Annotated in this window: 18 protein-coding genes and 3 pseudogenes; 15 read left to right on the forward strand and 6 right to left on the reverse strand. The window is 53.7% G+C overall.

Translation table 11 applies throughout. The features are described 5' to 3' along the window. The 4 genes from ALO43_RS31485 to ALO43_RS14450 all read right to left on the reverse strand — a co-directional run. On the reverse strand, window positions 1–660 hold a 660-nt coding region (locus ALO43_RS31485; protein ID WP_412778919.1), incomplete at its 3' end, for a toxin VasX. Then, window positions 650–1,531, reverse strand: a complete 882-nt coding sequence (locus ALO43_RS14440) for a DUF4123 domain-containing protein (RefSeq protein ID WP_054997706.1) — start codon at window positions 1,529–1,531, stop codon at window positions 650–652. The genes ALO43_RS31485 and ALO43_RS14440, both read right to left, overlap by 11 nt. Continuing rightward, complete coding sequence (locus tag ALO43_RS14445; RefSeq protein WP_054997707.1) at window positions 1,528–3,549, reverse strand: type VI secretion system Vgr family protein; 2,022 nt, start codon at window positions 3,547–3,549, stop codon at window positions 1,528–1,530. The genes ALO43_RS14440 and ALO43_RS14445 overlap by 4 nt, the downstream gene beginning before the upstream one ends. 68 nt (window positions 3,550–3,617) lie before the next feature. After that, a complete protein-coding gene (locus ALO43_RS14450; protein WP_005893187.1) occupies window positions 3,618–4,133 on the reverse strand; it encodes an Hcp family type VI secretion system effector in 516 nt (171 codons plus the stop codon). Between the two features lie 495 nt (window positions 4,134–4,628). Between ALO43_RS14450 and tssA the strand changes: the two genes are divergently transcribed. The 13 genes and pseudogenes from tssA to tssM all read left to right on the forward strand — a co-directional run bounded on the left by tssA (window position 4,629) and on the right by tssM (window position 22,853). Beyond that, window positions 4,629–6,176 (forward strand): type VI secretion system protein TssA, encoded by a 1,548-nt coding sequence (gene tssA, locus ALO43_RS14455; RefSeq protein ID WP_054997708.1) that lies wholly within the window; start codon window positions 4,629–4,631, stop codon window positions 6,174–6,176. A gap of 34 nt (window positions 6,177–6,210) precedes the next feature. Further along, window positions 6,211–6,708 carry a type VI secretion system contractile sheath small subunit gene (gene tssB / locus ALO43_RS14460; RefSeq protein WP_053481332.1) on the forward strand — a complete coding sequence of 166 codons (498 nt, stop codon included), beginning with the start codon at window positions 6,211–6,213 and terminating at the stop codon, window positions 6,706–6,708. A 33-nt stretch (window positions 6,709–6,741) separates the two neighbouring features. Next, window positions 6,742–8,224 (forward strand): annotated as a pseudogene (gene tssC / locus ALO43_RS14465) (type VI secretion system contractile sheath large subunit). Between the two features lie 15 nt (window positions 8,225–8,239). Next, window positions 8,240–8,650, forward strand: coding sequence for a type VI secretion system baseplate subunit TssE (gene tssE / locus ALO43_RS14470; protein ID WP_024671204.1), 411 nt, complete (start codon window positions 8,240–8,242; stop codon window positions 8,648–8,650). Between the two features lie 92 nt (window positions 8,651–8,742). After that, complete coding sequence (gene tssF / locus ALO43_RS14475) at window positions 8,743–10,530, forward strand: type VI secretion system baseplate subunit TssF (RefSeq protein ID WP_054997716.1); 1,788 nt, start codon at window positions 8,743–8,745, stop codon at window positions 10,528–10,530. Continuing rightward, a complete protein-coding gene (tssG, locus tag ALO43_RS14480; RefSeq protein WP_054997709.1) occupies window positions 10,494–11,486 on the forward strand; it encodes a type VI secretion system baseplate subunit TssG in 993 nt (330 codons plus the stop codon). Before tssF ends, tssG begins: the two co-directional genes overlap by 37 nt. A gap of 9 nt (window positions 11,487–11,495) precedes the next feature. After that, window positions 11,496–14,099, forward strand: a complete 2,604-nt coding sequence (gene tssH / locus ALO43_RS14485; RefSeq protein ID WP_024691454.1) for a type VI secretion system ATPase TssH — start codon at window positions 11,496–11,498, stop codon at window positions 14,097–14,099. A gap of 1 nt (window position 14,100) precedes the next feature. Then, window positions 14,101–15,630 carry a sigma-54 interaction domain-containing protein gene (locus ALO43_RS14490; protein ID WP_054997710.1) on the forward strand — a complete coding sequence of 510 codons (1,530 nt, stop codon included), beginning with the start codon at window positions 14,101–14,103 and terminating at the stop codon, window positions 15,628–15,630. A gap of 206 nt (window positions 15,631–15,836) precedes the next feature. After that, window positions 15,837–16,631: a type VI secretion system-associated FHA domain protein gene (locus ALO43_RS14495; protein ID WP_223810513.1), complete on the forward strand. Its 795-nt coding sequence runs from the start codon at window positions 15,837–15,839 to the stop codon at window positions 16,629–16,631. Window positions 16,632–16,645: 14 nt separating this feature from the next. Then, window positions 16,646–17,137 carry a type VI secretion system lipoprotein TssJ gene (gene tssJ / locus ALO43_RS14500; RefSeq protein WP_024671199.1) on the forward strand — a complete coding sequence of 164 codons (492 nt, stop codon included), beginning with the start codon at window positions 16,646–16,648 and terminating at the stop codon, window positions 17,135–17,137. After that, window positions 17,134–18,463 (forward strand): annotated as a pseudogene (gene tssK / locus ALO43_RS14505) (type VI secretion system baseplate subunit TssK). Before tssJ ends, tssK begins: the two are co-directional and overlap by 4 nt. A 14-nt stretch (window positions 18,464–18,477) precedes the next feature. Continuing rightward, window positions 18,478–19,341 (forward strand): type IVB secretion system protein IcmH/DotU, encoded by an 864-nt coding sequence (gene icmH, locus ALO43_RS14510; protein WP_054997712.1) that lies wholly within the window; start codon window positions 18,478–18,480, stop codon window positions 19,339–19,341. Between the two features lie 8 nt (window positions 19,342–19,349). Then, complete coding sequence (tssM, locus tag ALO43_RS14515; RefSeq protein WP_054997713.1) at window positions 19,350–22,853, forward strand: type VI secretion system membrane subunit TssM; 3,504 nt, start codon at window positions 19,350–19,352, stop codon at window positions 22,851–22,853. Between the two features lie 31 nt (window positions 22,854–22,884). On the opposite strand, the gene ALO43_RS14520 is transcribed toward tssM, so the two are convergent. Both ALO43_RS14520 and ALO43_RS14525 read right to left on the reverse strand, forming a co-directional pair. Continuing rightward, window positions 22,885–23,343, reverse strand: a complete 459-nt coding sequence (locus ALO43_RS14520) for a metallophosphoesterase family protein (protein WP_005893146.1) — start codon at window positions 23,341–23,343, stop codon at window positions 22,885–22,887. Window positions 23,344–23,461: 118 nt separating this feature from the next. Beyond that, window positions 23,462–23,967: pseudogene (locus ALO43_RS14525) on the reverse strand (zinc-binding dehydrogenase); the annotation flags it as partial. Between the two features lie 283 nt (window positions 23,968–24,250). Between ALO43_RS14525 and ALO43_RS28930 the strand changes: the two are divergent. Both ALO43_RS28930 and ALO43_RS14530 read left to right on the forward strand, forming a co-directional pair. Next, the gene (locus ALO43_RS28930) at window positions 24,251–24,436 is read left to right on the forward strand and encodes a Com family DNA-binding transcriptional regulator (RefSeq protein ID WP_005893140.1); all 186 of its coding nucleotides are present in this window, start codon (window positions 24,251–24,253) and stop codon (window positions 24,434–24,436) included. Between the two features lie 11 nt (window positions 24,437–24,447). Further along, the coding region (locus ALO43_RS14530) for a glycoside hydrolase family 68 protein (RefSeq protein WP_081022031.1) at window positions 24,448–24,653 on the forward strand (206 nt) is incomplete at its 3' end.

Here is a 24,653-nt window from a genome sequence, read left to right on the forward strand (position 1 = left end):
CAATGGGCGGGCAGTGGGGACCGACGTATCTGCAAAACGCCCATATTCAATTACATGGCCTTGGTCGATATCCGCCACGGCCTCTGCGATGCGGTCCAGCGGCAAGGTATGGGGCTCGGCCATGCTGGTGCAGTAGCGGGCCAGGTCCAGCGCTTTCATCCACAAGGCGCGGCTTGGGGCATTGGAGCGCATGTGTTCGCAGAGACGCCATGTCCACTGGATGGGGGAGAAAGCAATGTGCAGCGTGTTGCGGCGCGGGTAGAAGAGGAAGGGTTTACCGTCGCTGGCGCCGTTTCGCTGGTCATTGCCGATCTGTGCCTCGGCCCAGACAATACGGCTCAGTTGACCGCTCAGGGCTGACACCGCGTATTTGTGCAGCGTGTCGGCGGTTTCGTCGAACACGTAGACATAGCCGTCGTACAGTTGGCGCAGGGTATGACTGCGCGTTTTCAACGGCGGCTGGCGGGCCCACTTGCCGTCTTTCGGCAGCGGCTTCAGTTGACCGGGCGCGACGTCATACCGCGAGCGATCCAGCGCATAACGCACTGGCACGATGGCGACGTTGGGCCCGCGGAACGGGCATAGGCTGGTGGCCGTAGCCGGTGTCTTGGCGAAACAGGCCGCACGTCGCTGTTGGCGTGTGCCGTTTTTATCGGTCATGCAACATGCCCTTGCTTGTATCAAGCTTCTGGCGGTATTCATCAAGCGAGTCGATGCGCAGTTCCGGAGGCAAGTGCTGAATTTTCGGGTTCTGGGTCTGCCATAACTGATAGGTGGGGTGCGGCCGACTCACAAAATCCAGTCCCCATTCGCGACACAGGTCCGCCCAGGTCGCCAGTGCGTACTCGCTGACCAACCCCCACTCGAGGCCACTTTCCACGGTTTGAGTTAGCCAGGTGGTTATCTGATCTTCGGTCTGGTTCGCGAACGCTTGCGGATCCTGTTCTTGTAGCCAGGCATGAATACGTTCTTCAAACAGCCACCGATAGGATTCCTTCAGTGCCTGCAGCTGCGGCTCGCCCAGCAACGCAAAGTCTTGCTGCAACGGCTGTCCGGGATACTCGTTAACAAATTTTGCAGGGATTGGAGAAGGGGGCAGCTGCCAACCATGCCTGGGAACCTGCACCCAAAGCTGATCAATAGGTCCCAATACATGGCTAAGATGCTCGCGGCTATAGCTGGACAGCCAGTAATACATCACTAGCGGATCTGCAAAGCGCAGCAGGCTTGAGTTGCCAAGATGGTCAAGCGGGCACAAAAAATGGCGCAGATGCGTGGCTACGGTTTTCAGGCAAGCGTTGCTGCAAAACAAGCTGCTATCGGCTGGTAACCCGGATGGCTCAATCCATTCGCGAATCAGTGAAGATGCGTGTTGCGCCTTTACCAGCAAAGGCCCTTGATTCATGAGCTTTGACCAGCGCGTTCCCAGGTACAGTGGCATGACTTCCACTGGCTCGGCATATTGATACACCCGCTTGATTGCATCAGGCCGCAATACGCCATCAATCAACAGGTAGTTGGCCTGATTCATGGCGTTGCGCTCTCCGTTGCTCGTTCACATTGCTCACAAAATGGCCTGCGCTTCATTGTCTGGGCTTGTGCCGAGGGCAATATCTCTCCGGTTTTGACCGTGTCAACGCGGTTTGACAAACCAGGCCGTAACGGTGTGGCGCCGGAGCCGGCGCCAGGGCTGCCTCCCGAGTTGAGCTTGACCTCCGGCCCGGCCATCGTCACACCACCAGCATCCAGCTTGATAAAACAACCACCGACCTTGATGGTGATCTCCAATCCGGCTTCGATGACCAGTTTATGTCCGGCCTTCAAGTGCACCTCTCGTCCGGCCTCCGCCAGCAACCCGTTGGCCACACTGATATGTCGCGTACCACCCACCGTCAAGTGATCGTCCATTTTGACTTCAGTCAATCGATCAGCCTCAACGTTCCAGTGTTCCTCTGCCTTGAACACGCTGTAGCTGTTGGCTTCGACATGATCGTGACGCTCATGACCAACGTGGATTTTCTGATCGTGTCGGATGTGCTGTTCCCAGTCCCGCTGGGCGTGAATGTAGATTTGTTCCTGATCGGCCTGGTCCTCGATGCGCAGCTCGTTCGAACCATTACCGCCAGGGCTGCTCAAGGTTTTGAACACACTGCGTGTCTGATGTGCGGGCAAGTCGTAGGGCGGGACGTGTTCGGCGTGGTACAGGCAGCCGCTGATCATTGGGCGGTCGGGATCGCCCTCCAGAAAGGTCACCAGCACTTCCATGCCGACTCGCGGGATGACCATCCCACCGTAGCGATTGCCAGCCCAACTGGACGACACTCGCAGCCAGCAGCTAGTGCGGTCATTAGCCTGACCTTCGCGATCCCAATGAAACTGCACCTTGACCCGGCCATGCCGGTCGCAGTGTATTTCCTGATCTTTCGGGCCAGTGACTACGGCGGTCTGGCTGCCAAAGATCCTTGGCTTTATATGACGCAACGGAGGGCGATAGCACGCCTTCCAGGGTGTGGCCGCAAATGTATTGTGATACCTCTGGTGAAAGTCGCCATCGCCCTGGATGGGCGATGCGGACTCCTCCAGCGCCTGTAGCTGGCGACCTTCATGACGTACTTCGTTCAGCAGCCACAGATCGTTCCAGTCTTCATTGGGGTGTTCGATCAATTGTAGAAAATGACCGCTGACTAGCAGAGGCTGATCGCTTTGTCCGTCACCGAGTCGATAATCATGACGGTGCCGTTCAAGCGCTCTTGTCGCCAGGTGTGAACCCCGATCGCGGTGAGTAAAGCCGCCGGGATAATCGTAGTGTTCAAGGTCTGGATTGTCACCGCCAATGGCCGATCCTTCCATGGTCAGATAAGGTTTCTCAAAATGGTAATCGCGATGGGTCGTGTGATGTGATCGGGTTTCGAGGCGTAGCGTGAAGCTACGGATTACCGGCTCTTTACCCGCCATCCCGCTGTTCTGCTTGTAGATCACCGGCCCCAGTCGAGGGAATACGGTCTGGTCATCACCGAATACCAGATTGTGTGCCGTAAAGCTGTGCTCGAAGTGGTAGTGCAAGCCTTCTTCTTCGCACAGACGCTGAATGAAGTGCAGATCAGATTCGTTGTATTGCACGCAGTATTCGCGCTCAGGGCATGCCGTGCCGAGGTCGAACCTGTAGGTGTCGGCCAGCAGATGATGCTCTTCTAGCACCGTGGCGATAATTTGCGGCACCGTCCTGTGCTGAAAAATACGCTGATTGGTGCGATGGCCAAGACGGGCCAGGCGTGGGCGCAGCGTGATTGCGTAACGGGTAAGGCGTGGACCCGAATCGCTTTGGGCAATACTGTCAATCAGCCCATGGATGCCACCACCGTCAGGAGCAAATTGCAGAAAAGCCGGAAGGCCCAACAGGCTTTCCAGATCCAGCGACGTATGCTCGCTGACGAGTTCCACCGTGAAGCAGAACGGTTGGTTGATGGCTTCATGACCGGCGAATGACAAGACGTTAAAGAGATGCTCTTTGTCAGCGAGACTAAGGCGGAATGGGGGGTGATCGCTCATGGGGTTCCCTGTCTGTCCTTTTATGGGTAGCCCCATCGATCCGAAGATGGGTGGGGCAACGTTTCAGGTCAATCCATCTTGGACTTATCCCACTGATCAGAGCCGGTCGTGCTGGCCGCTACGTGATTCCACGTAATGTCGCGATAACTGAAGTGCACCTCTTGCAAGTGTGTGAAATGTGAATTGCCAGGGTCCTGACAGCTGGGCATGTAGTCTTTTATGGCCACAATCTTGGCATCTTCAAGAGTGGTGGTGTAGTAATGCTCCTCTTTGCTTCCCGACATCCGGTACCATCTTATTTCAACTTTCTCCAGTTCTTCCCCTTTGACTAAAGCCTGTAGCAGCAGCGGTGATGCACTGTCAAAAGATTTTGTAAGGCAAAGAGGGCCATGTATGCGCGGGCCTGTGCTGCTGCCTGACTGGCGATCGTAAGGAGATATTATTTCATGGCTCAAGGCCTGAATCATGGATTCGTCTATATGATCGGTTCGGGAGGCCCCAGAGACAGATTCAACGCTGGATGCATTTTTTGTGATAAGGCCTTGAACTTTGCCAATAACTGTAAGGAAAGCGGGTGTAGGCATGATTCTTCTCCTGATGATCGACATGCACTGTGCGGCGATGTATCAATGCACAGTGAGCTGTAGCGCTAACAAATAGCGTGCCAGGTAATAGGAGGCGCCGTAGATGCGGGGGGGTGAAGCTATCGCTGCTTTATTTAGGACGCATTTCTTATAGGCATGTAATAAAAATCGCGCAGTTTTTTGCTCGGTATCTACTTGTTTTTGCGCAGGATGTCTGAATCACGTTTATGGGCGTTCTGCTTTCTACAATCTGTGATCGTCAAAGAAAGTGCGCAATAAATGGCGCATGGTGCAGTTGCCTATGCTCGGCTTTTTTTGCGCTATGCCGCGCATCCTACAAATATTATTTTATTTGTGTAGGAATTTTCTGAAAGAGTGTAGGGGTGTCATCTTTGTCTTGTGCGTGTGGGAAGTCAGGGATAAAGTTTGCGTGACTTTTGCACGTCTTGTTTGGACTAATGTTCACAGTAATCTATTGCCGGGAGGCGCACTTTGATGGCTGCCATAGATAAGCTCTCCAGTCACTACAAGGCAGCCGCCCGACAACCGATACCAGGACAAGATCCCACAGGCCAAGACATTCGTTTTTCTTCCACTTTTGAATCATTAGAGCGGGAGCTGGGCGGCGCGCAATCGATCCTGGCACCTGTAAATATCGATTGGTCGAAGGTCAGGGCAGGCAGTGAACATATCCTTGTCAGTCAGTCCAAAGATCTGCGCGTTGCCTGTTGGCTTGCATGGTCTTTGTACGAATGTGACTCTTTTGTCGGGCTAGTTGCGGGCCTGGGGTTAATACATGGGCTCTGCGAGCATCACTGGCTGGCGTTACATCCCCAGAAGTTACGAACCCGTGCTGCCGCTTTTGCATGGCTCTTGCTCAGGCTCGAAAAAGTACTGGTAGAAGATGTTCCTATCAGCAACCAGCTTGTCGTATTTCAGCAGCTGACCAGTCACCTGGACAAGCTGGATGAGATATTTGGCTGCTGTTTGGGTAACGACTCTCCGATGCTGCTGCCGCTTCGCAGAAGGCTGGCGCGAATGATCGAGCGTGCAATGCAGGCCGAGAAAGAACCTGTCACCGTTATCGAGCAAGTCAAGCAGGTAGCTACCCAGCTGTTTTCCAGCAATTCTCAAATTGATAATGAGAAAGATGCCCAACGCTCTTCACACTCACTGATTGAGTCCGCGCGTAATCTCTGTCAGTGGTGGCTGAGGCAAAAAACCAGCGACCCGCGCGCGTTTCGCCTTGGTCGGGCGGTGGTCTGGCTTGCCGTGGATAGCATGCCTGAGTGCAATGCGGAAAAAACAACACAGGTACGTGGGCTGCCCGGAGAGAAACTCAGGAACTACCACGAGCGATTCGAGCAGGCGCTCTACGCTGATCTGATCGTAGATGTTGAAGCCAGTCTGATGTCCTCACCCTTTTGGTTCGACGGACAGCGACTGATCTGGAACTGTTTAAAGGCCTTGGGCGCAGAAGCAGCCATGCATGAGGTAGAAGCGCATTGTGTGCTGCTTGTAAAAAGATTCCCGGAAGTCATGGCGTTACGTTTCCACGACGCAACGCCTTTTGCGAATGCCGATACACTTCAATGGGTCATCGATTACATTTCACCTCCGGTTGTATCCACTCAGGACAGTGTTAGTGGGCAGGGGAGTGTTGAACTCTCTCAATGGGATGCTGTTTATCACGAACTTTTACCCGGTCTGCAGTTCGGCGGTTTAAAGTCTGCCGTTCAGGTGCTGAGTCAGCATTTATACAACGCTAAAGGCGGTCGAGACCGATTCTTCTGGAGGTTGTGCCTTGCCCGTATATGCTATCAGGCGAAAGAGTATCTACTGTCCAAGATTCAACTTGAATTTCTGGATCAGCAACTCCAGTCATCAGGCTTGCATGAGTGGGAACCACAGGTTTATCTGAATGTAATGCGTTTGCTGCATGACTGCTATGAACGGCTTCCCCAAGGTGATAAATCGGCAAGCCGTCAGGAGGAGATTTATCATAGGTTGTGTCATTACGATATTGAGCTGTTAATAGCATAACGCGGTACCTCTGAAATAGATCGGGAGAAATACAATGGCCAAAGAAGGTTCTGTGGCACCCAAAGAAAGGATTAACGTCACTTTCAAGCCCGCTGTCGGAGGGGCGCAGGAGGAAATAGAGCTCCCATTAAAACTATTGGTCCTGGGCGATTTCACACAGCGCGCCGATGGCCGGAAGCTCGAAGAGCGTAAAGCGATCAGCATCGACAAGAATAACTTCGATGATGTCATGGCCAAGCAAGAACTTGAAATTTTACTGAGTGTTCCTGATCGCCTGCAATCTAAAGATGATGCTGGTGATCTGGCCTTCAGCATCAAGGTCGGGTCGATGAAAGACTTTAATCCGGCCAGCCTGGTGGAGCAAATTCCCGAGCTTAAAAAGTTGATGGAATTACGCAACGCCTTGATGGCACTTAAAGGGCCACTTGGGAATACACCTGCTTTTCGCAAGGCAATCGAGAACGTTCTGGCTGACAAAGAGTCGCGCCATAAAGTAATGAATGAGTTGGGCATGGATACGGCAGCACAGTAGTTCATTGAATTTTATCTTTGGAGTGACCAGCGGATGGCAACAAACGTTTTAAAGAAGGACCCGGTGAGCGAATTTCACACTGGCATTCTTGACCAGATTATTGCAGAAACCAGGTTGAGCCCAGGTGATGAGGCTTATGACATTGCCAAGCGCGGTGTTGCTGCGTTTATCGCAGAACTGCTGAAGCCCACGAACAGCATCGAACCGGTAAAAAAAGCGCTGGTTGATCGAATGATTACTGAAATCGACAGCAAGCTAAGTCGTCAGATGGATGAAATCATCCACCATGCAGACTTTCGCTCGCTCGAGGCGTCTTGGCGCGGATTGCATTTACTGATCGACCGAACCGATTTTCGTGAAAATATAAAAATCGAATTGCTGAGTGTTTCCAAGCAGGACTTGCTGGAAGACTTCGAGGACTCACCTGAAGTCGTTCAGTCGGGGCTTTACAAACACGTTTACACTGCAGAGTACGGCCAGTTTGGTGGTAATCCTGTCGGCGCAATCATCGCCGATTATTTTTTCTCCCCCAGTGCCCCAGACGTCAAGACAATGCAATACGTGTCAAGCGTCGCCTGCATGGCGCATGCGCCTTTTATCGCGGCAGCAGGACCGGATTTTTTCGGGATCGAGCAGTTTACCGGGTTGCCTGACCTGAAGGATCTGAAAGACCACTTCGAGGGTCCGCAATTCGCAAAATGGCAAAGCTTTCGACAACAAGAGGACGCCCGTTATATCGCGTTGATAGTACCGCGTTTCCTTTTGCGCAGTCCGTACGAGCCAGAAGAAAACCCCGTTAAAACGTTCGCCTATAGAGAGAACGTTGTGAATGCTCACGAGCATTACCTGTGGGGAAACACTGCTTTTGCGTTCGCGACAAAACTGACAGACAGTTTCGCCAAATTTCGTTGGTGTCCCAACATTATTGGTCCGCTGAGTGGCGGCGCTGTCGAAGATCTTCCGTTGCACCATTTCCATAGCATGGGAGAGATCGAGACCAAGATTCCGACTGAGGTACTGATCTCTGACCGTCGTGAGTACGAGCTGGCAGAGGAAGGGTTTATCGCATTGACCATGCGCAAAGGAAGCGACAATGCGGCCTTCTTTTCCGCGAGTTCAGTACAAAAGCCTAAATTCTTTGGCAATAGTCAATAGTCCAGAGGGCAAAACGGCCGAGCTTAATTACAAGCTGGGCACCCAACTGCCTTACATGATGATCGTCAATCGGCTTGCTCATTACCTCAAGGTGCTCCAGCGAGAACAGATAGGGGCCTGGAAGGAACGGGTCGATCTTGAGAATCAACTCAATAAGTGGATACGCCAGTACATTGCTGACCAAGAAAATCCGAGCTCCGAAGTGCGTGGCAGACGCCCCCTGCGCAACGCTCAGATCATCGTCAGCGATGTGGAAGGCGATCCCGGTTGGTACCGTGTCAGCTTGAATGTCCGTCCGCACTTTAAATACATGGGGGCTGATTTTACGCTGTCCCTGATTGGGAAAATGGACAAGGAATAATCAAGAGGACAGGCCATGAATCTAAACGGAAGCCTTTTCGAACGGCTTGCCTTGGACGTCCAGCACCAGCATTCATATTGTGGAGACGAAGGACGGTTAATGGCATCCATTGCCTCGCACTTATCAAAGTTGCTGGGCACCCGTGCAGGTAATGTGAAAATGCTACCTGATTATGGATTGCCCGACCTTAATAATATGAGTGTGAGCCTTTATGACTCATTAAGACAGTCTCGAGAGGCCATTGAAAACGTCATTCGGGCTTATGAACCTCGCTTATCTGATATTTACGTGCTGCCTGAAGAAAACAAAGGCTCTGTCCTCCGGCGTCAGTTCTTCGTAAATGCTTGCGTTGAAGTGGATGGAATTAAAAAGCCTGTTCGTTTTTTTACAACGATCAGTGGTGATGGGAATGTAAGTGTCGTGTGAAACGTCATGACGGGTTGTGGTGAGGTTGTCACTCATCACAGTTAGGCGTGATGATTTTTTTAATGTTTATGGTTCAGTCGGGTAGGCCAGCGTTGTCATTTAATCACTATTATCAAGACGAGCTAATGGCTCTTCGCCAATCAGGGCGCAAGTTTTCCGAACGCAACCCGGCGTTGGCGCCTTTTTTGGGGCAAGGCAGCAGCGATCCGGATGTTGAGCGTCTACTTGAAGGATTCGCTTTCCTGACAGGACGTTTGCGTCAAAAACTGGATGATGATTTACCTGAATTGACCCATTCGCTGATGCAACTGCTGTGGCCAAATTATATGCGGCCCTTGCCTGCAATGAGCATGTTGCAATTCGAGCCGTTGAGCGCTTCAGGACCTGGCTTCACCGTCGAGCGTGATACGCCTGTTGAAAGTGAACCCGTGGAGGGTCTGGCCTGCCGATTTCGTACCTGCTTTTCGACAGAGGTTCTGCTTCTCAGTCTGTCACGTGTTTCCTACTCAGCTGATGGCGAGGCCGCAGCATTGACTTTAAGTCTGACGATGACCGGAGAAGGGCACTTGGGCATGCTGAAGTTGAGCAGGCTGCGGCTGCACTTTGCAGGTGATCGGCATATCAGCCAGGCGCTTTACCTCGGCCTCATGCGGAAGTTAAAAGGGATCAGATTATTATTGCTGGATGAGCAAGAAAATCCGTTGACAGATCGTGATGGGAAACCACTTCAGTTAAGCATTTCGGCAAACCGTGTAAAACCAGTCGGCTTCGCAGAGGACGAGTCCTTGATACCGTACCCACTGAATACCTTCCGTGGTTACCGCTATTTGCAAGAATACTTTTGCTTTCCAGAAAAATTTCTTTTTTCTGATATTGAAGGTCTTGAGGTCATTGCGTCGGTGCTCGACGAACATTTGATAACGGCACGTGGTTTTCAGTTGGTCTTTGACATGCACAGCGAGGACATGCAAAACCTTCGTCCTACCGTTGAACACATAAAGTTATATTGCACACCTGTGGTCAACCTGTTCAAGCAGGACGCACTGCCTATTCTCGTTGATGCCCGGCAGGATGAGTATTTGCTGGTCCCCGCTCATTTGGGACCTCAGCGCTGCGGTGTCTATTCGGTTGATGCAGTGACGGGCTGGCAGCCCGGAGGCAAAGGGTATCAGCACTACGTTCCCTTCGAATCATTCGAGCATGATCCTGCTGTCGATGTCCATGGCAACGCCCCGTGGTACAGCGTGCGTCATCGAGATTCCCTCTTGCAGGGAGGGCTGGATACCTATTTAAGTTTCGACGTCCGTACTGATCGAAAAAACGAAACTATTTCCATTGAGTTAACGTGCACGAATCATGATCTTCCACTGCGCATCCCCGCAGGCGGAATATGCAGGTCAGGCGACGAGACCCCGGACTTTTTAAGATTCAGTAATATCACCACTGCGACAAAAAGTTACGCGCCGCCGGTGGGGCAAGATTTTCTATGGCGGGTCATCAGTAATATGTCCCTGAACTACCTGTCCTTGGCGAGTATCGACGCGTTGAAGGTGATACTCGAAACTTACGATCTTCCGCGCTATTACGACAAGCACGCCGAAAAGGTCAGTCAGCGTCTGTTGAACGGGCTCAAGTCTATCCACCACCAGCACGTTGATCGCCTGCATGAAGGCCGACCGGTAAGAGGGGTGAAGACCGAACTGCTTATAGCGCCCGAAGGGCTTGCCGATGAAGCCGGTCTGTTTTTGTTTGCTTCAGTCCTCAACGAGTTTTTTGCGCTGTACGCGAGTTTGAACTCTTTTCACGAACTGCGCGTTAAAACTGCTCAGGGAGGTGGTTATCAATGGACACCACGTATGGGACAGCAACCGTTACTTTGACTGCGCTCAGTCAGGGCATACGAGAATATTCGGTTTACCAGGCGATCCCTCTTATCTTTAACGTCTTGCGTGAACTCCATCCGCAGTCCGATGATGAGCAACTGCTACGGGCACATCCACAGTTTGGATTTCCGCGCAGTGATATTGAGAGCATGGATTTCTTTCACGAGAACGGAACGTTTTATGTTCGTCTGTACCTCAACGTGATGAGCCTGATCGGTTCCGATTCGCCCCTGCCTGCATTTTACGCCGAACAAGCGTTGGGGGAGTTGGACAAACCTAATACCACGCGGGATTTTCTGGGTATCTTCAATCATCGTCTGCAAAAGCTGCTGTTGCCCGTTTGGCGTAAGTACCGCTATCACGCGGTGTTCGCCCGAGGCGCAAACGACCGGTTTTCCGAACAGCTGTTTGCGTTAATCGGGTTGCACGGGACGTGCATACGCAAGACCACGGAATTGAACTGGAAGCGCTTATTACCTTATTTGGGACTGCTTAGCCTGCGTGCACATTCCGCCGCCCTGATCGAGTCAGTACTCCGTTATTACTTCAAGCACGCTCAGTTGTTCATAGAACAGTGTGTGGAGCGATCGGTGTGCATCGATCATTCGCAGACTAATCGTCTTGGCAAGAGCAATAGCCAACTAGGGAAAAACGCAGTGTTGGGCACCAGGGTTCCTGACCGGGGAGGCAAATTTCGTATCCATATAAAACAACTGGATTGGGCGCGGTTCCACGAATTTCTACCCATCGGCGCAGGTTATGCGCCGTTGGGCGCCTTGGTGCGGTTCACCCTGCGCGATCCGTTGGATTACGACATCTGTCTTGAGCTTCTGAATGAAGACATCAGGGAACTTCGCATTGCCCAGACGAGCACCTGTCGTCTGGGCTGGACCACCTGGTTAGGCCATGAGCGTGCTCAGGGTCTGGTCCGTCTCAACAGACCGAGTCATTAAGGACTAACTATGATCAACCCAGACCTGCAGCAACTCGTTCAAGCTCTTGACGTGCCCACTCGCATAGAGCTTGAGGGGACAGCCGAGCGTTGCGTTTCCCGGGGCAGCAACAGAATTCTTGTCGAAGATCTACTGATTGCCCTGGTGGAGCGTCCTGACGGCATGCTAGTACGTGCTTTGAATGACGCTAGTATAGCGGCTGCCGATTTCGCAAGCCTCTTGCTCCCGCCAGCTGAATACTGTGGGGCTTCCAACCCGGTATTTGCTGCCGAACTTGTTCAGTGGCTTCAGGACGCCTTATTGATTTCCAATCTGGATTTGGGGCAGAGCCAGATTGATCAGGCTGCACTTATTCTCGCTTTGCTGCGTAACCCTTTGCGTTATGCCGATCGCCCCTATCAGCCGCTGCTGGCAAAAATCAACATCGAGCGATTTCGTGACTTCGCCCTTGCAGAGCAGGCATCCGGAACATCCCGAACTACAGCGAGCCCAAGCGAGTCGCTTCTTGAGCGCTTCACTCATAACCTGACGCAACAGGCCAGGAGGGGTGAGCTGGATCCGGTACTGTGCCGTGACGACTGTTTGCGTCAGATGGTCGACATACTGGCTCGTCGGCGCAAGAACAACCCGATTGTGGTAGGCGAGGCCGGGGTTGGCAAAACTGCGATTGTTGAAGGGTTGGCGCTGAGAATCGTTGCAGGACAGGTCCCTGATCTCTTGAAGAACGTCGAGCTTTTATCTCTGGATATGGGATTGCTTCAGGCAGGCGCCAGCATCAAGGGTGAGTTTGAACGTCGCTTGAAGGGAGTCATCGATGAGGTCAAGTCTTCGCCGATACCTGTCATTCTTTTCATTGACGAGGCTCATACGCTGATCGGGGCCGGTTCGCAGGCGGGAGGTTCGGACGCAGCCAATCTGTTGAAACCGGCACTGGCTCGCGGCGAATTGCGCACCATTGCAGCGACTACCTGGACCGAGTACAGGCAATACTTCGAGAAAGACCCTGCGCTTGCGCGGCGTTTTCAGCCTGTGCGAGTACTGGAACCAACGTTGGAGCAGGCCATCATCATTTTGCGTGGGCTCGCCCCGCTATATGAGCGCAGCCATGGCGTCTATCTGCGCGATGACGCTGTGGTTGCCGCTGCTCGACTATCGGCACGTTATATTTCGGGGCGACAACTGCCTGACAAGGCAATCGATCTGCTCGATACGGCCTGTGCTCGCGTGCGAGTCAGTCTGGTTGCCGTGCCCGAACGCATCGAGCGTCTGCGAGCAGATCGGACTCAATACCAGAGGCATTATGACGCAGTGCAGCGTGACGCAGCTGCGGGGCTTCTTGTGGATGAAAAAGTGTTGAATACACTGGCATCGGATCTTTCACGCATTCAGCAAGAGTTGCCCGCACTGGAAGTCATGTGGGCTGATCAACAGAGCGCCGCTCGGCGGCTGCTCGATCTACGCAGCCATCACGCACACCCTGCAGTAAAGCGCGAAGGCCCGGGTAACCCAAACAGTAAATGTCGTTCCACAGAGGCACAGGAATCCGATTTGGTTCAGGCCCGGCAAACGCTCATGGATACTCAAGCTGATGACCGTCTTGTCAGTTTTGAAGTGTGTCCGAGGCTGATAGCGGAAGTGGTCAATGCCTGGACAGGCATTCCGTTGTCGCAGCTGGCGCAAGCGCACAGTTCGGAAATTACCGGCCTCTCTTCTGCGTTGCGTCTGCGCATTCGTGGGCAGGAGCCGGCGATTCAGGTACTTGAACAATCCGTAAGAGTATCTGCCGCCGGATTGAGTGCGCTCAATGCACCGTCGGGAGTATTCCTGTTGACGGGCCCCAGCGGAGTAGGCAAGACCGAAACAGCCCTCGCTCTTGCTGACCTGCTGTACGGCGGTGACCGTTTTCTTATCACGATCAACATGTCCGAGTTTCAGGAAAAGCACACGGTCTCGCGCTTGATCGGAGCGCCACCTGGTTATGTCGGTTATGGGGAAGGGGGCATGCTGACTGATGCCGTGCGACAGAAACCTTACTCGGTAATTTTACTTGATGAGGTGGATAAAGCTGATCCCGATGTATTGAACCTGTTCTATCAGATTTTCGATAAAGGCGTAGCGAACGATGGCGAGGGGCGAGAAATAGACTTCCGTAATACGCTTATTCTGATGACCTCCAACCTTGGCGGCGACCTTATACATTCACTCTGCCGAGACGGCAGAAGGCCGGAAAGCGATACGCTGGTGCGTGCGATAAACCCGGTGCTTGTGGGTCACTTCAAACCCGCATTGCTCGCCAGAATGCGCGTGGTTCCTTTCTATCCCATCAGTGGCCTGGTGCTTCAAGAGCTGATTGAATTAAAGCTGGATCACCTTGTGGAGAAGCTTGAAGGACGCGGACTGACGTTCAGCTATTCCGAGGAACTGGTTTTTCATCTGCTTGAAAACTGCGCGCAACTCGACAGCGGTGCCAGGCTGATTGACCACGTACTGGCGTCGCAACTGACCCCGCTCATCGCGGACGCTTTGCTTCTTGCGAGCAACAGCGACGCTATGCTTCTCACGGTTCACGCTACGCTGGACAGTTCGGGCGGCATTGTCTGTGAGTGCAAATAAGGTGGCCTCGACTTTCCATGCGCTACCTGATCCGCTGAGCTACGCGCAAAAACTATTATCGTATTACTCAAGCCTTTCGCTTTCAGGCGACAAACGATCGTTACTGCATGATTTCGTCCGGTTCGCCGCAGAGCTGAGTGGTTGTGAGGCAGCTCAGTTATTTATGCAGAGTCCTACTCAGAAACGTCTCAGCCTCACTGCAGAAATAATGGATGGCGTCATTCAGCCCGATACAGCAAAGGCGTCAGCAAATAACTGGAGCGATCAGCCACTGCTGCAGCTAAGTCTCCAGAAAAACAAGGTTGTCAGCCTTCAGGAAATCGGCGCCAGCTTGAATGACGTTCTTTTTCTGCCTGTTCGAGCCGAGAGTTGGAAATCGCTGTTATGCATCCCGTTGCCTGGGCGCGAAAAAGATCCTGTGGGGTTGCTGATCTGTGTGAGCAGTTGCCGTAGGGAGCTGGAATGCTACGCAGAATCGCTAGGCGCACTGGGAGCATTTGTCATTTCACAATGGCTGCTTCTGGAACCTTTGAACAATACCGCAGGCGCGCCACCTAGTCCGACGGTACGCCCACCTCAGACAGCGCACTACGGGTTGACGGGAAACAGCGCTGCGCTGAAACGCACAACCCGTCTTCTGGGTAAAGTCCTCGACAGTTCGTGCACCGTATTGCTTACCGGAGAAACAGGCACAGGCAAGGAAATTGTATCGCGTGCGATCCATGAACATGGCCCGCGGCGCTCGAACGCTTTCGTTGTGCAAAATTGTGCTGCATTTCCGGAAGCGCTTCTGGAAAGCGAGCTGTTTGGCTATCGCAAGGGCGCTTTTACCGGAGCGGATCGAGATCGGCGCGGCCTGTTTGATGCTGCGCACGGAGGTACGCTTCTGCTCGATGAAATCGGTGACATGCCCATGCTGCTACAGGCCAAGCTTCTGCGGGTATTGCAGGAAGGGGAGATTCGGCCACTGGGTTCCAACGAGGTTCGCAAAGTTGATGTGCGAATCATTGCGGCGACTCATCGAGATCTCCCGAAGTTGATTGCAGAGGGGCGCTTTCGTGAAGATCTTTATTACCGGTTGGCGCAGTTTCCCGTTGAGCTGCCTCCGTTGCGTCAACGCATAGAGGACATTGAACTACTGGCCAGGCATTTTTCCGACGCGGTTTGCCAGCGCTCACAACGTAGCGCTGTGCAATGGTCGAAAGCCGCACTGGACGTTTTGTCTGGCTACGCCTTCCCGGGCAACGTTCGTGAACTGAAAGGGTTTGTCGAGCGCGCGCTGTTGCTGTGCGAGGACGATGAGTTAAGGCCAGAGCACTTTCCTATTGCCACCGATGCCATCAGTTGTCCCGCGGCCTTCACGTTGCGTGAACGTATCGAGCAATTCGAGCGTGGTGTTTTGCTTGAGTGTCTGCGCGACAGCGACGGCAATCGAAGTCTTGCTGCACGTACGTTGGGAGTGTCGCGGCGCACGCTGCTGTATCGCCTGGCTCACCTGAAACTAGGTGCTGCTCATGGCGGGACTGGTTAAACGCGGACGCGTATTCGTATTTACTTGTTTTTCTGGAGATGACTTCAATGACTATTCATTGTTGGCGCACGCTGCCATTTGTAATGACTGCGTTGATTTGTCTTGGCGGTTGCACGGGCCACTTTATATTCAGCGACGATCAATATCGGACGCTGGGCAACCCGGCGCCTGCCACTCGCAATCAATAACGATAAAGAGAGATGTGCATGGACGATGCATTAGAAACAGGCCATACGGCAGGGGCTGATCATACCGGTCGTCCTGAGAGCGGGTTGACTTCCTTCCTGGAAAGTAACCATGCCACCCGCCACTATTCAGACTGTTCAAGTAGTGACGGATGTTACTTATCCCTGCCACGACGTGTGTCGGTGCCCGTACCCGATCCGTCAGGCGACTGTCCTGATCAGCCAGAGCATCAAGCAGGTTTGTTCTGGCAACAGCTAAGTGACGTACTGGGTATTGAACTCGCTTCTGTTGATCCGACGACACGCGAAGCTTGCGTTGTAAAGAGTGTGCGCCTGTTCAAGCGTTGCCTGAGCGGTCTGCAACGGACACTAAAGGCTCGCAGCGAGAGAGTAGACGAGCTGGAGGTAGGCCTCTCAAAAACGGCTTGCCAGAGGGTCAGGGCATTTGAGGGTGCGAGTGTCGAGGCAATCATGAAAAGCTTGCTGAGAGATGAGCAAGCGCCTCTCTTGGATACGAAGGTTATTTCTCGGGTATTTCGGGAGCTGGAGGCTCATGAAGCTTCGGTGCTGGCAGGTTGTCGTGCAATGGCGCATGCGGCGGTCGAGCATTTTTCTCCGCAGCAGCTGGTCTGGCAATTTGAACATGATCGGGGCAAGCCCTGGATACTGACGGATGCCCGCCGCTGGCGTGATTATGTCAGGCATCACCAAGACCTGACGCAAAGTGACACATGGAGCAAGACGCTGCTGGCTAAAAACTTTGTGTCTGCTTATGAGCAGCACTTTCCTTTGATCGCTAACTTCTATCACGACTGACAGGCCTTACTTTCATGCGTTTTTCTTTTTTCCGGCGACTGCCGCTGCTGCTGTTGAGCCTGCTCGCCGGCTGCTCGGTTCTTTCGCCTTATTCAAAACAGACGCGTCTGGATATTAGTGTGATTGCAGACAATCAGTTGAACCCGGATATCAATGGCAGGCCCTCACCAGTGGTGATCAAGTTACTGGAACTGAAGCGCCCGACCACGGCCGAATCGATGGATTTCTTTTCTCTTTATCAACGCACTGAAGATGTATTGGCAAACGATCTTGCAGCCAGTGAAATTGTTGAACTTCGCCCAGGCGACCGCATTGAGTTGAAATTGAAACTGCATGAAGGCAGTCGGTATTTCGCTGTGCTGGCTGCTTATAGAAACCTGTCGGAAACCCGATGGCGTCATGTCATTCAGGTGTCGCCGGGGCAGCAGAATCGTGCTGTTTTCTTGCTGGGTGAGTCTGGCATTTATCGGACCGATAATCGGGCCCATGCAGGAAATTCGCTATGAATTCACACAAGGTCATCTGGCAAGAAGGCATGTTGTTGCGTCCGCAGCACTTCCAGCATAACGACCGTTATTACGATCATCAGTTAAGGGTTCGCACTCGGTTGGCAGGCCCTTACAACTGGGGATTCACCGCAGTTGCAATCGATCCGCAATTTCTGGGGTCGGGCCAGATCGTTCTTGCTCATGCCTCGGGCATCCTGCCGGACGGCAGCGTTTTCGATATACGCGATCATGACACACCACTAGTTTTGGACATCCCGGCCAATACCTCAAACATGGCGGTGTACATTGCCTTGCCGATAGTGGCAGGCAATTGCGTTGAAGCACGCGGTCATGAACAGCCTGACGCTGTGACGCGCTTCACAGCCTATTCAGCCAGTATTTCTGATTCAAACGCCGGGGAAGACAGTTCGACACCGGTCTTCTGTGCACGGCCGGAATTTCGATTGTTACTGGGCGAGCCCAGGGGCGAAAGCGCGTACGCGATGCTCAAGCTGTGTCATATCCTTATCTGTGGCCCTGACAGGTCGCTAACACTGGATGCGGCATTTTCTCCCACGTCCCTGTGCGCCAGTGGCTCCCGTTATCTGATGTCCTGTCTGAAGGAGGTTTCAGCTCTGCTTCTCCACCGCGGAGACGTGATTGCCGAACGAATCGGTTCGACGGGGCAGGCGAGCGGGGCGGAACTGGGTGATTTCATGATGCTGCAGATCGTCAACCGCAATGCGTTGATACTTCGGCACTTTCTGAATATCGGGCATATACATCCGGAAGAGCTGTATCGGTTATTGCTGACGCTGTTGGGCGAGCTGTCGACGTTTGGCGATGACAGCCGCCGTCCTCGCTTGGAGAGCAGTTATCAGCAGTGATCAGGGCGCAACGTTCAGGAGCGTGATGCTCGCTATTCGGCAGATGTTGTCGATGGTGCTTGAACAGCATGCGCAGGAACTCGAATTACAGCCCCGGCAGTACGGTGTTCTGGTGTCGCCGCGAGTGGACAGCGAGTTGCTGGGGGCTGCGTCGTTTGTCCTCGCTGCCCGTGCGCACTGCGATGCTGAAGAGCTGCGTCTGCGATTGCCTTCACACCTCAAAATAGGTTCTGTGGAAAGTATTCGCGAGCTGGTTGGCTTGCACTTGCCAGGCATTCGCCTTCGGCCACTGCCTGTGGCTCCGCGGCAGATTCCGTTTCACGCCGCCAAGACCTACTTCGTTCTCGACCTCGACGCGCGGGAGCGAGAAACAATTGATAAGTCCGGAGGTTTTGCCTTTCACGTTTCAGGCGAGTTTCCCGGACTTGAATTGCAGTTCTGGGCGATCAGAAATTGAGCAGAGTGCCCGACATGGAAAGCAGACGCGATGGTTACGCAGTCATTTATGGCCAGAACGACGAGGATCTGCAAAGCGACAGGTTCAGCGACATTCACCACAGAGATCATTTCGAAGGCCTGCAGGATCGCCTTGTGGAAAGCGCTCGGCGAATGCCTGAAAAGCGCTTCAATGCGCATGTCAATCCACTTGTCGCAGCAGCGAGCGGACTATTGGCCCAAGTGTCGAGGCTGTCTTCGACAGACAGTGTTGGGGATATCCATTCGCTGAACGTTCAGCTTTCGGACCAGGTAAAACAGTTCGAGTCAGAAGCCCGGCAACGCGCTATAGCCACCGATCAGATGCTGGCGGCGCGTTACGTGCTGTGTACGGTGGTGGATGAGGCTGTACTGAATACTCCTTGGGGCAGCAAAAGCGACTGGTCGAAGATCAGTCTGCTCAGCCGCTTTCACAAGGAAACATTCGGCGGCGAAAAATTCTTTCAGCTCCTTGAAAAACTATCCTCCAATCCGTTCATGCATTTGCCGATGCTTGAACTGATGTACCTGTGTCTGGCTCTCGGTTTCGAGGGGAAATACCGCTCTAACCTTCGCAGGGGTAACGAGCTCGAGGACATTCGCGATGGGCTCTATCGACAGATACGACACGTGAGAGGTGATGTGTCAGGAACGCTGTCGCCCCATTGGCAGGGCGTTAACTCTTCAGGCGTCCGTCAACTGCGAGTCCTCCCGATCTGGCTGATTGCATTGTTTACCGGCATCAGTCTGACAGTGATGTATTCAGGGTTTGCCTGGGTTCTCGGCGAGCAGCGTGAGGCTGTGCTCAAACCTCATCATTCTGCGGCGCTGGCTGCGCATGAGATGCGGGTATCGAAGTGAGAGATTCAATGAAAACCTTGTTCAAGAAACTCGTCACACTATTGTGCAGCACCTGGCTCTGGTCGCTGCTGGTGGTGGGCGCACTGGCGATAATAATCTGGGCATTCGGTCCTTTGCTGGCAGTAGCCGACCGCAGGTTCTGGGAGAGCCCCAGCGCGCGCTTGCTAACGATCAGTGCGTTGTTTCTGGTCTGGGGGCTCTGGAACGTTTTCGCCAACTGGCGCAGTGGTTTGAAAAGAAAACTTGCTGCAGAAAGCCAGACAGGTCAGGAGCGTCTGCGCCAGTCCCTTGCCAGAGAAAAAGAGCAGCTGGAGCTCTTCAGTCGATTCAAGGACGCCCGGCAGGTAATCAAGAATTCCGCTTTATATGGTGAGTTGGGTGCGCGGGGTCGGCAGGCGCTGCCCTGGTATATGCTGATGGGGCCGCAGGGCAGCGGCAAGACTAGCCTTTTGGACTTTTCAGGACTCGATTTCCCCCTCGACAGGTCCGGTCGCAAGCTGACACGTGATGCGAGCAGTACCAGCAGTTGTAGTTGGTACTTTACTGAGCAGGCAATCCTTCTGGATACATCGGGCCGCTACCTTGATCAGCCCGAGCCGGAGGTAGACGGCAGTGCCTGGAAGACGCTGCTTGAATTGTTGCGCGGCCGTCACCGAACACACCCGCTCGGTGGTGTGTTGATCACCCTGCCGGTAGGCATACTGCTCGATGAACGTGATAATCGCCTGCAGAAACTTGCTGACGATGTACGTGTTCGCCTCGACGAGATTTATCGAACCTTGCATGTCGATGTACCTGTTTATCTGGTGTTGACCAAGGCTGACTCCATCGCCGGGTTTGATGAGTTTTTTGACCAGTTGTCCCTGGAAGAAAGTGCGCAGGTCTTTGGAGCAACTTTCAGGAGTGGGCAACAGGGAAGCGATGTCGGCGTCCTCGGTATGGAGTTCGACAACCTGCTCCAGCGCCTTGGCAGCCAGGTGATTGGCCGCATTCATCAAGAGCGCGACAGTCGGCGCCGCGGGGCGATGCTCGAGTTCCCGAACTGCCTTGGAAGCATCGAGCGCCGACTCGGTCTCTTCGCAGAGCTTGCGTTTTCCGGGAATCGCTATCAGCGTGCCAGTCAACTGCGTGGTTTTTACCTGACCCGGGCGCCGCATCTGGTTCAGCGCGGCGATCAGCCTGGGCTGAACGAGGATAGCGGGCTGCCTGATCAGCACGTCGGAAAAGCACGGTTTATCCATGACTTGTTGCGCCATGTGATTTTCCCGGAATCCGATCTGGCCACGCTGGATAAAAAAACGTGGCGAAAGATTCAGTGGCGTCAGAGAGGAATGTACGCTGCGGCACTGTTGTTTCTGGGGGCGTTCGGAGCGTTGTGGGTAACAGGTTTCAGTGCCAGTCATGACCGACTTGAAACGCTTCGTGTCCTTGGCGAGCAACTGACTCGACAGCGTTCATCACTGACTGCAGACGATGATCTGTTGGCTGTCCTGGATACTTTGAACATGCGTCACCAGGCCGCCCTTGTATTTCCAGACAGTAACGATGTGGCACTTTACGAACGCACCGGGCTGTATCAGGGACAGGCCGTCAACGATGTGCTTCTAAGTGCCTACCATGTGGAACTGCAAACTCAACTACTTCCACGAATAGTGCGCATGTTCGAAGCCCGGATACTGGCCAGCCTGGAGGATCGCGAGCTTTTGCTGAGCAGTCTGCGTGCCTATCTGATGCTTGTTAACAGCGAGCACCGGATACCTTCCGCACTTGAAGAGTGGACCGCCGCCGATTGGTCAATTCGTTATGCCGGCCATGCGCAGGCCCAGCGCGAGCTTAACCAGCACTTCAAGCGCTTGATGGCTCTGCCTTTTGCTTATCCGGTCAACGATGCACTTGTGGCCCAGGCGCGTAAAACGCTGCGCAATGAATCTTTTGCCCACGTGGTCTATCGAGCGTTGCGTGAAAAAGCACATTCATTGCCCGATTACAGTCTTGGCCGGCACACCGGGCCTCAAGAAACTGTATTGGCAGGGACAGATTATCGAATTCCAGGGCTCTACACTCGGCATGGCTATGAGCAGTATTTTGTCACTCACGGCACTGACGTAGTGACTGAAATCATGCGCAATAACTGGGTTCTTGGTGAAAGTACACCGTTTAGCGCAGCGCAACTGCGCGCCCTGATGGTTGAATTGGAAAAGTTATATTTTCGTGATTATGCCGATCACTGGGCCGAGGCTATCGGCAGGGTTTCCTTGCAACCCTTCGAAGGAACCCGGCAGGCTGCCTTGCAAATGGCTGGCTTGACGGCAGCCCATTCGCCGTTGCTTCAGTTACTGAACGAAGTACGAGATAACACGCGTTTTCCCACTCTTGCAGACCGTCTTGACAGCCTGAAGGCGCAAGCTGGTAAAGCGGTGGCGACATCTGCAGTGCCCACTCAACTCACCGAGACTGGCGAGCAATTGCAGGCATCGGTTGCCAACGCTTTGCCCGATACGGCCAAGAGGGCCTTGCAGCGTCGTTTCGATACGTTGCATCGCTTGCTGGATGGGGAGAATGGGCCGGCTGACGATCTGACTAAAGCTCTGAGCGCTATTGATGAACTGCAGATGCAGATGGCTGCGCTGAGTCGTTCCGGTCAGCCTGAAAGGGCTGCGTACGAAATGGCCAAGGGGCGGATGTCAGGACAGCAGGATGCTTTGAGCAAACTGCGCAATGCAGCGACGATATTGCCTCAGCCTGTCGGTGGCTGGATGAATACATTGGCAGAAGATAGCTGGAGCTTCGTGCTGCACCAGTCTCATCAATACCTCAATCAGCGTTACAAGTCCGAACTCTACAGCTTCTACAGCCAGTCACTCGACAAACGATATCCGTTTCACGCTCATAGCAGCAGTGATGTAGCACTTAATGATTTTCGCGAGTTCTTCAAGGCGCAGGGTATAGCGGAACGCTTCTTCGAGAATTATCTGAAGCCGTTTGTGAGCGGCGATCCCGGCCGCTATCGCCTGCGCAGCATCGATGGGTACAGTTTGCCGATGAGCCATGCGTACCTTGATCAGATGGCCAGTGTTTACAATATTCGTAAAAGCTTCTTTGCCGAGAGTGCCCAAGAGCCGCAAATCCGCTTCACGCTTGAGCCTCACACCCTTGACCCCGGCGTGCGTCGAGCAGAGTTTCGTCTTGGTGACCAGTCGCTCGAGTATCAACACGGTCCAATCGTGCCGACACCGTTCATGTGGCCGGTTGACACCTTGGACGGACGCGCCAGCCTGGTCATGGAGGGCATGGTCGGACGCCCGCTTGGCATAGAGAAAAATTCCGGGCCGTGGTCGCTGTTCCGTCTCATGGATTTAATGCAGACCGAGCCTTTGAAAGGACGAGATGTGCTTCTGCTCAAAGCGGATGTGGGCGGAATGCGAGCCAACTATCTACTGTCGAGCCAGCGTGCACCGAACCCGTTCGATATGAGCGCATTACGTGACTTTCGTATGCCTGCACAGCTTTGATGACAGCGATAAAGCGCTGGTTGCATGCCTGTCAGTCGATCAACCTGACAAGGCTCGGCTCCATCAAATCCGGACTCACTTCAAGCAGCGCCAGCGTCACTGGCAGCTTGAAGCGTCTTCTTCCGGCGCTGCCCGGGTTGAGATACAGCACATCGCCGCGCCATTCGATGAGGGGTTTGTGCGAGTGACCGGTGATGACAAGCCTCACGCTGTTATCCAGCAGCGCGGGTACGTCGGCGATGTCGTGGACCAGCAGCGCTTGCCAGCCTTCGATGTCGAAACGCAGGTAGTCAGCGATGGGCGTTGCCCATTCTGCAGTCATGTCGTTGTTGCCGCGCACAATGTGCAGCGGGGCGAGGGCGGCCAGTTGCTCAACGATATCCTGGCTGCCGATGTCGCCGGCATGGATGATTGCATCGCAGTGCTCAAGCGCAGCAATCGCTTCGGGACGGAGCAACCCATGGGTGTCGGAAATCACGCCAACTTTCATGCAAGGCCTCTGAGCTGGGCGGGTAGGGATGCAGTGTAACTGTCAAAGCGGGTGGTTGATAACCTGCAGGCGCCATGCAACACACAGGGGGAATGTGTGTTGCATGGCCACGTCCGTCTCAGGCCCGACCGACCTTGATCACTACTTTGTCAAATCCCCCTCTGGCCAGGTGTTCGTAGGCCTCGCGAGCCTGCTCGAAGGGTAGACGTGATCGATCACCGGGCGAATCTTATGCTCGTTAAGGAAGACATTCATCCGGTCGAAAGACGAGCGGGGCGCTACGGCGATGCCGCGGAAGTTGGTCTGGCGGAAGATCGTCGGCATCAGGTTGAGCGCCGACGTCTGGCCGGTCAGAAAACCGATCTGTGCGATACGTCCTCCGGCCTTTGTCGCCGCAATCGACTGATTGATGCCGTCGCCGCCAGCCACATTCAGCAACAGATCAACGCCTCTGCCGTCAGTGAGTTTCAGCACGTCCTCTGCCCACTCGGGATGAGTTCGATAGTTCACACCAGCCACGGCGCCCAGTTTCTTGACCGCTTGCAGGTTTTCATCCTTGCTGGAGGTAGCGATGACTTTTGCTCCCAACGCCGTTGCGATTTGCGCGGCAAAGATCGACACGCCTCGAAGCGCGCCGATGTAAGTGCTGTCTCGTACCGTTTATCCGTGTCAATTGCGTAACTGTGGTCGAACTCGTGTTGAACTCCGGTCAAACTCGATCCACCCCGAAATTGCCTCTTTCCAGCCTTTCCGGAGGGAGGTAAAAAGTTACCACGATATGCGATTTGCGCCTCAGGGCAGCCGCCGGATACGGGCTTTTCAACAGCACCGACCGGTAAATTGCGATTACCCAAACCCCGCCCAAGCGGGGTTTTTCTTTGGGCGAAGCAAAAGGAGACCAGTGCAAGTGTTGAAAGACTATAGATGCGGGCAGTGCAAGAAGCTGCTGCTTCGCATGGGTGACTACACCGAACTCCAGATCAAGTGCCCCCGCTGCGGGACATTGAATCATGTGAAGGCCGTGAGCCTTGAGTTATCGCCTTTGAGCGACAGAAGAACAGCAGCGTCGCTGCTGCCTCCCAAAACTATCTAAAGGTATTAACTATGTCCAATAGCAGCTCTGCTATCAGCCAGTTCAAACATATTTCGCGCGTAGATAACATCAATTACGCACCCACTGTCTGGTCCCGCGCCGATGCGCTGAAGGTCAATGAAAATGACCCGACCACCACGCAACCACTGGTCAGCCCGGACTTTCCGGTCATGAGTGATACGGTATTCATCTGGGACACCATGCCGCTGCGAGAGCT

Origin of the sequence: Pseudomonas tremae, assembly GCF_001401155.1 — a bacterium.
In the GTDB taxonomy this organism is placed as follows: Bacteria; Pseudomonadota; Gammaproteobacteria; order Pseudomonadales; family Pseudomonadaceae; genus Aquipseudomonas; species Aquipseudomonas tremae.

Bases quoted from the DNA above. Each gene is read 5' to 3' on its own strand.
- ALO43_RS14440 (WP_054997706.1), bottom strand. From the start codon at position 1,531: ATGAATCAGGCCAACTACCTGTTGATTGATGGCGTATTGCGGCCTGAT.
- ALO43_RS14445 (WP_054997707.1), bottom strand. From the start codon at position 3,549: ATGAGCGATCACCCCCCATTCCGCCTTAGTCTCGCTGACAAAGAGCAT.
- ALO43_RS14450 (WP_005893187.1), bottom strand. From the start codon at position 4,133: ATGCCTACACCCGCTTTCCTTACAGTTATTGGCAAAGTTCAAGGCCTT.
- tssA (WP_054997708.1), top strand. From the start codon at position 4,629: ATGGCTGCCATAGATAAGCTCTCCAGTCACTACAAGGCAGCCGCCCGA.
- tssB (WP_053481332.1), top strand. From the start codon at position 6,211: ATGGCCAAAGAAGGTTCTGTGGCACCCAAAGAAAGGATTAACGTCACT.
- tssE (WP_024671204.1), top strand. From the start codon at position 8,240: ATGAATCTAAACGGAAGCCTTTTCGAACGGCTTGCCTTGGACGTCCAG.
- tssG (WP_054997709.1), top strand. From the start codon at position 10,494: ATGGACACCACGTATGGGACAGCAACCGTTACTTTGACTGCGCTCAGT.
- tssH (WP_024691454.1), top strand. From the start codon at position 11,496: ATGATCAACCCAGACCTGCAGCAACTCGTTCAAGCTCTTGACGTGCCC.
- ALO43_RS14495 (WP_223810513.1), top strand. From the start codon at position 15,837: ATGGACGATGCATTAGAAACAGGCCATACGGCAGGGGCTGATCATACC.
- tssJ (WP_024671199.1), top strand. From the start codon at position 16,646: ATGCGTTTTTCTTTTTTCCGGCGACTGCCGCTGCTGCTGTTGAGCCTG.
- icmH (WP_054997712.1), top strand. From the start codon at position 18,478: ATGGAAAGCAGACGCGATGGTTACGCAGTCATTTATGGCCAGAACGAC.
- tssM (WP_054997713.1), top strand. From the start codon at position 19,350: ATGAAAACCTTGTTCAAGAAACTCGTCACACTATTGTGCAGCACCTGG.
- ALO43_RS14520 (WP_005893146.1), bottom strand. From the start codon at position 23,343: ATGAAAGTTGGCGTGATTTCCGACACCCATGGGTTGCTCCGTCCCGAA.